Below are 6,375 nucleotides of genomic sequence, written 5' to 3' on the forward strand. Positions count from 1 at the left end.
AGCCGGGGACACCGGTCGGTGGATCAGGTCCAGTAGAGATTCTGGGGGATTTCCACCTTCTGCCGGGAATCCATGGACTCGCCGGCCTTGATCATGGGCACGCACACGTTCATGGCCGACGGCCCGTCGCAAAGATTCTCGGTCCCGTAGCGGATGGTCCGGCAGAATCCTTCCAATTCCTTGGAATACCCCCTCAGAGCCGAGGCCGCGCTCTTGCCTCCACCCGTGACCTGGGACCCGGCGGCATCCCGGACGCGGCTTTCCGAAGCCTCCAGCAGAGGAGCGTCTCCCATGGCCTGGGTCTTGAGCTCGGTCGCCGCCGCCTTCCCACCCTCCGAGAAGAGCATGGCTTCCCGCTCCCGGGTGAGGATGATGGTGCCCTCGGTGCCCATGAACTGCTCGTAGAAGTGGTCGAAGGCGTTGGTCTGAATGGACGAGAACGTGTAGGTCAGGCCTCCCGGATACTCGTAGGTGACGTAGATGTGATCCTCCACCTCGCGGCCGTCGTCGTAGGCGTAGATCCCGCCCGAACCGTAGACGGCCTTGGGCAGCTTGCCGGTGAACCAGTTGACCACCTGCAGATGGTGGCTGCCCAATTCGGCATTGAGTCCGAACGAGTACTTCCGGTAGAGCCTCCAGTTCCTCAGGTGCTCCATGTCCGGGTAACCCCAGGGTGATGGGTCGAAGTCGGTTTCGGGCACCGGGCGCCTCCAGCTCTTGTTCCGGTGCCAGAGGCTGCGGACGTGGTAGACGTCGCCGATGACACCCTCGCGGATGAGCTGGTAGGCCTCCTGGTACAAGGGGTTGTAGTTGCGCTGGTGACCCACCTGGAGATGCTTGCCGGCGGAATCGGCCGCCTGGATCATGCGTCGGCAACCGTCGATGCTGTGGGCCATTGCCTTTTCGGTGAAGACGTGCTTTCCCGCGTTCAGTGCGTCGATGGCGAGAGCCTCGTGCATCCAGAGGGGCGCCGCGATGAGGACGGCCTCGATATCACCGCGTTTCAACAGTTCGCGATGATCCGAGTAGGCCACGGCGTTCGGGTCGAACCGTTCCTGGGCGATCTTGAGGGCTTTCTCCCGGTTGGGGGGAAAGATGTCGCAGACCGCCGCGATCTTCATGTGGCTGGGCGGGGCGTTCTCCATCAACACGCCGCCTTGACCTCCGATGCCGATGATGCCGGCCTTCACCGGCCACATGGAGGCAGTCTTCCAGAGCAGTGCTCCGGTGGGCGGAACCGTGGCCACGGCCTTGAGGAAATTCCTGCGTCCCAGTGTTCTCTGTTCGTCGCTCACCATACCCACCTCCATGGAGATCGGATCGGATCGGGTCTTGCCATATTATCAATCAGGCCGGCGGTTTGTCCTCGCTTGCTCCACCCGGAAAACTTGATCTGCCCGGCCGCTACCTGTTGAACCGGTTGGCCGTCCAGTGACGGACCAATATGTCCAGACCGGCGATCTGACCGGTGGGGAAGACCAGAATCAGCGACAGGGCCAGAGCCTCGATCAACGTCTTGGTGACGTAAAGCTCGGTCCCTTCGGCCGACTGGACCAGGAAGCCGTCCGACACCAGCGCCGGCGAAGCCAGGTAGAACAACATGAGCAGCGCGAATCCCCCGAAGGCGGACAGGCGGGTGAACAATCCCAACATCAGTCCCAGACCCAAAATGACGAGTCCCCACTTGGTGCCGACGTCGGCCAGGGCCAGCATTGAAGGATTCTCCACGATCCAGTGAAAGACTCCGGAGAAAGGCCCCGTGGAGTTTTCCAGATAGCCGCGGGAGGTCCAATTCACAGCCAGGATCTTCCCCACGCCCTGGTAGAAAAGGTGCCATCCGATGCAGAAACGCAGCACCAGCAGCATGAATTTATGGATCGGAGAGAGTTGATTGAATCGATTCAACGGAAGACCTCCAGATGATCGGCGTCCAGGCCCCAGTGATGGACCTGAACGGCTCCATCCCGGGGATCAGCGGCGACCACGACGGCTCCTATGCCCCGGCGCCGATGACAGTACGACAAAATATCGTCCAGGTCCATGACCAGAAAAGCCGTGGAAAGGGCGTCCGCCTCCGCCGCCGTGGGAGCCAGGGCCGTGGCGGCAAGATTCTTCTCCACCGGATGGCCGGTCCGAGGGTCCAGAACATGGCCATAGCGTCGATTTCCGGCCCGGAAGAACTGCTCCCCCACGCCCGAAGTGGAGAGGGCGCGATTTCGAAGCTGCACGGCCGCCAGCGGTCCGGTCCGTCCCAACGGATCCCGGATGCTGACCTTCCATCCCGGAGACGGTTCCTTCCCGGGGCCCTGTCCCAGCGCCAGAATGCTGCTGTAGCCGGCGTGGAGCAGTGCGCGGCCCATGCCTTCCCGCTGCAGCAGCCGGCCGGCGCGGTCCAGTGCGTACCCCTTTCCGATTGCTCCCAGATTCAGCTCAAGGCCGCGGCGCCGGAAGCGAACGGTTCCGGCCGACGCGTCCAATTCCAGGAAACGGTAGCCCACCTGGCTTCGAGCCTTCTCGACCGCCTCCGGATCGGGAAGCGTGCCGCGGCGCCGGGAGAAACCCCAGACCTTCCAGAGGGGACCGGCCGTCATGTCGAAGGCTCCTCCCGTCTCGCTGGAAATTCTCCGTCCCAGGGTCAGCAACTCGAGGAGGCCGGTCTCGACGGTGACCGGACCTTCGAAGGCACGGCGGTTCAGGCGGGAGATCTCGCTGTCGTCCCGAAAGACGGTCATCCGGCCTTCCAGCTCCTGGATCAGATCCAGAGCCCGGTGGACCGTCATGATGCGAGCCCGGTCCCGGGTCGACAGGAAGATCTCGAATTGGCAGGCCATGGCCGGCCGTCCGGCCCGGATCAGCTCATCCGGGACGGCTTCGATTTCCGCAGGGACGCGCGGCAGGGCTGCGGCGGCCACAGCCGCCATGCGTTGGGGATGGAGCAGATCTCTCCGGCGGGTTCCGGGAGTCGCCATGTTCCGATTTCCTCGAACTCAGGGGGATGGTTTTCCCGCTGGGGTCCCTGGCGCCAGACAAGGTAACCGGAAATTCAGCACGAGATCAAGACGCGGCGTCCCCGGTCCCGGGGCCGGCGGCTCCGGGAGGACCGGATATTGCCGGCCGGGCCGATTCGGCCCGTCTCCCAGCCTGCGACACTCTCCTCGCGTCGTAGTAGACTGGCATGGAAACAGGCCGTCGCCCGGAGGAGGAGAGATCGCTGATGCTAACGGAACAGTTGAACCGCAGAGATTGGATGCACTTGTCCCTGGGCGTTGCCGGAGCGGGCCTGGCCACCGGCTTTTCGGGCTGTTCTTCGCCGCCGGCGGACTCGCCGGAACAACCGGAACCGGATCGCGGCTATGGGAACTACGAAATGGGGTTCCAGAGCTATTCGCTTCGGCATTTCGTGCCCATCGGGGACTTTCTCGGACAGGCGAAACGGTTGAATCTGCCCTACGTGGAGATCTGGAGAGGCCACCTTCCGGAGAACGCCGGCGAGGAAGAGATCGTCCGCTTTCGAGATCGGCTGCGGGAGGCGGGAATCATTGTGAACGCGTTCGGGGTGGAACGCTTCACCGACGAACACGAAAAAAACGAGGCGATCTTTGGACTGGCGCGGAATCTTGGGGTTAGTGTCCTCAGCGCCAACCCTTCCAAAAGGGCCTTCGCCAGCCTGGAGAAGCTGGTGGATCAATACGACATCCGGATCGCCATCCACAATCACGGTCCTGAGGACGAGCGCTGGCGGCGTCCCGAATGGATCATGGAGGCGGTCGACGGCCTCGACCCCCGCATCGGCGCTTGTGCCGACCTGGGGCACTTCATCCGCGCCGGAGTCGATCCGGTGTCGGCTCTGGAGATCCTTGGAAGCCGGGTCCTGGGCGTTCACCTCAAGGACTTCGATGCCGACGAGAATGACGTGGTCCTGGGCCAGGGCAGGCTGGACGTGGTCAAGGCCTTCGAGACCTTTCGGAAATTGGGGTTTCTCGGTCCCGTCTCGCTGGAGTTCGAAGGGGACAAGGAAGATCCCGTTCCGGCCATGCTCGAGTGCCTGGACATGGTTGCCGAAGCCATTTCCGCCGCCGGCTCCGCGTAGGCGCGGCGCGCGGCGGTCTGTTAAACTGGACTTCTTTCTGGGGTAGCTTGGGCCGCTAGCTCAATCAGGCAGAGCAACTGACTCTTAATCAGTAGGTTCGGGGTTCGATTCCCTGGCGGCTCACCCACTATTTTCAACGGTTTACGGGGACTCCATTATTTGAAATCCGGGGTTCTTCCAAAAAAGGTTCCGTATGGGTTCCACACCTACACTCGATATGCCGTGCGGAGCAAGCCGAAAATTTATGCCGAATGTCTCCCGATCCGATTCCACGACCTGTTGGAACGCTAGGGCGGTCCGGAGATGAAAGGCCATGGGTTTCGGGCGATGGCAAGAACGATCCTGGATGAAGTGTTGGGATTCTGCCTTGACCTCATCGAGCACCAGTTGGCCCACGCGGTGCGGGACCCCAACGGGCGGGCGTACAACCGCACGGCCTATCTCCCGGAACAGTGGGAGATGATACAAAAATAGCCAGACCTTGTGGACCAGCTGAAGGCAGTGACCAAGTAATTCCGACGCATCCTGGTTTCTGAGCGTGATAACCGGGCCGTAGTGGTGATCTGCGCGTATCGAATCGCGGACGGATAACTGCCGACGTTCGCTCTCCGGTTGCCGATGCTAGCATGGCCCGCACCGCGTTGAAATGGATCGTCGCCCATTCGGAAGAACACCTGCTCATCCTGAAGGACACACACCGGTTGCGACCTTTGATGACTCATCGCCGAAAGCTACAATGGAAAGTGGAAGTTGTGGACCATGTTTGGGGAATCGAAGAACTGATTGGAGTGGCTGATGTCCAGAAATCAAATGGGACCCGAAGGGGTGGCCGACTATTTCGTCAACTACCTCTTCAATAACTACCAGGGCGCACGTCACGTTCGCCGGGTTGCGTCGTGGGTCGGTCTGATCGTACTCGCCGTCGATAAAGTCGGAAACAGTTGGTGGCGCCGCCACACTCGCCAACTAGGGTTCACGTTTCAGGACTGCAAGTTCAAGGTCAAATATGACCACACAATTGGCAGCAGAGGGGGCATACAAGTCATCGAGATTTTGCCCGGCCGCGGAGAGCCAGAGGGCGGTATCGTGACGTCGATCACGAGCCTGCGTGAAGCGGAACAATTCTACCTCCACGCAGAGAAGATCCTCCGAAAATTGGTCCAGCAAAAAACGAATCGGCCATAGTACACAGTCTGGAGGATGGCCCGATGAACGGAGAACACAATCGGCTTGAGGGCCTACTGAGCGATCCTCGGGAAGCACCTGATGTTGAGATCAAATGTTGGCTCGATCTCGCTGATGGCGACGACAAAGCGACACTCGCGAAGGCATTGCTTGCGTTGGCAAACCATGGCGGGGGGTATGTGATCATCGGACTCGATGAGACGTCCGGTTTCGCGCCTGCCTCGGGACGACCGGACGATCTCAAAGGCTACTCTCAGGATAACGTGAACGGAATTGTTCACCGTTACGCAGAACCTCCGTTTCATTGTTCGGTGCAGTGCATCCAAAATCCCATCTCAGGCGTCACTCATCCGATCATCGGCGTTCCGGGAAGTCACCCATTTCCCATACGCGCCAAGCGCAACAGTCCGAACAGTCAGACTGTTCAACAGCACGCAATCTACATCCGCCGTCCGGGGCCGCAAAGCGCACCGCCTCTTACTGGGCTCGAGTGGAATGAGCTATTTGCAAAGTGCTTAAGCGTCCAGCGTGATGAGTCGCTTGATCACATCCACGGTCTGCTTCGTCAAATCCACAATCTGCTGCCTGTCAGGCCTTCGCCGGGAGGAGATCAGGACGAAATGTCCCGACTGAATCGATGGGCGGAGGATTGTGAAAATATCTGGCGAGACAAAATCGCCGAACTCCAATCCGACAGCCCTGCACGTTGTCCGTACGGGTTCTTTACGTTCGCCTACCACGTTGACGGCGGGACGCCCCTCCGATCAGACGGCGCCCTGCTGGATGTTCTGCGCGATGCACCGCGTCTCACGGGCTGGAACACGTGGTGGGCTCCAACTCGGCCGGCCCTTGCTCCATACATTAGGGGCGGCGCCATCGAGTGCTGGTTCGGTAGGCATACAGGCGAAAATCGCCAAGGGTATCTCCGAGATGCCGCCTACTCCGATTTCTGGCGCGTCACGCGCGGTGGGCGCGCCTTCTTGCTTCGCGGCTACCAAGAGGACGGAACCCATGCAGCGCAGGCCGGTATCCAGCCCGGTACCTGTTTGGACCCGACGTTGCCGATTTGGAGAAGCGGCGAAGGACTCCTGCACGCTAAG

The 6,375-nt window shown here is 60.9% G+C and carries 6 protein-coding genes, 1 tRNA gene and 1 pseudogene; 5 read left to right on the plus strand and 3 right to left on the minus strand.

Annotated elements, in window-relative coordinates:
* Positions 1 to 23: 23 nt before the first annotated feature.
* The 3 genes from OXT71_18845 to OXT71_18855 form a co-directional block, all read right to left on the minus strand.
* Positions 24 to 1,298: a Gfo/Idh/MocA family oxidoreductase gene (locus OXT71_18845; protein ID MDE2928448.1), complete on the minus strand. Its 1,275-nt coding sequence runs from the start codon at positions 1,296 to 1,298 to the stop codon at positions 24 to 26.
* Positions 1,299 to 1,404: 106 nt separating this feature from the next.
* Positions 1,405 to 1,905, minus strand: coding sequence for a DoxX family membrane protein (locus OXT71_18850; protein ID MDE2928449.1), 501 nt, complete (start codon positions 1,903 to 1,905; stop codon positions 1,405 to 1,407).
* Positions 1,902 to 2,969: an FAD:protein FMN transferase gene (locus OXT71_18855; GenBank protein MDE2928450.1), complete on the minus strand. Its 1,068-nt coding sequence runs from the start codon at positions 2,967 to 2,969 to the stop codon at positions 1,902 to 1,904. Before OXT71_18855 ends, OXT71_18850 begins: the two co-directional genes overlap by 4 nt.
* A gap of 245 nt (positions 2,970 to 3,214) precedes the next feature.
* Between OXT71_18855 and OXT71_18860 the strand changes: the two genes are divergently transcribed.
* From OXT71_18860 to OXT71_18880, 5 genes and pseudogenes are all read left to right on the plus strand, one after another.
* Entirely contained in the window at positions 3,215 to 4,090 is an 876-nt protein-coding gene (locus OXT71_18860; protein ID MDE2928451.1) for a sugar phosphate isomerase/epimerase, read from the plus strand.
* Between the two features lie 49 nt (positions 4,091 to 4,139).
* Positions 4,140 to 4,213 (plus strand) — tRNA-Lys (locus OXT71_18865).
* Positions 4,214 to 4,399: 186 nt separating this feature from the next.
* Positions 4,400 to 4,564: pseudogene (locus OXT71_18870) on the plus strand (integrase).
* A gap of 321 nt (positions 4,565 to 4,885) precedes the next feature.
* Entirely contained in the window at positions 4,886 to 5,275 is a 390-nt protein-coding gene (locus OXT71_18875) for a hypothetical protein (GenBank protein ID MDE2928452.1), read from the plus strand.
* A gap of 23 nt (positions 5,276 to 5,298) precedes the next feature.
* Positions 5,299 to 6,375 (plus strand): ATP-binding protein (locus OXT71_18880; GenBank protein MDE2928453.1); only part of this gene is annotated, 1,077 nt, incomplete at its 3' end.

Source organism: Acidobacteriota bacterium, from assembly GCA_028874215.1.
Taxonomy (GTDB): domain Bacteria; phylum Acidobacteriota; class UBA6911; order RPQK01; family JAJDTT01; genus JAJDTT01.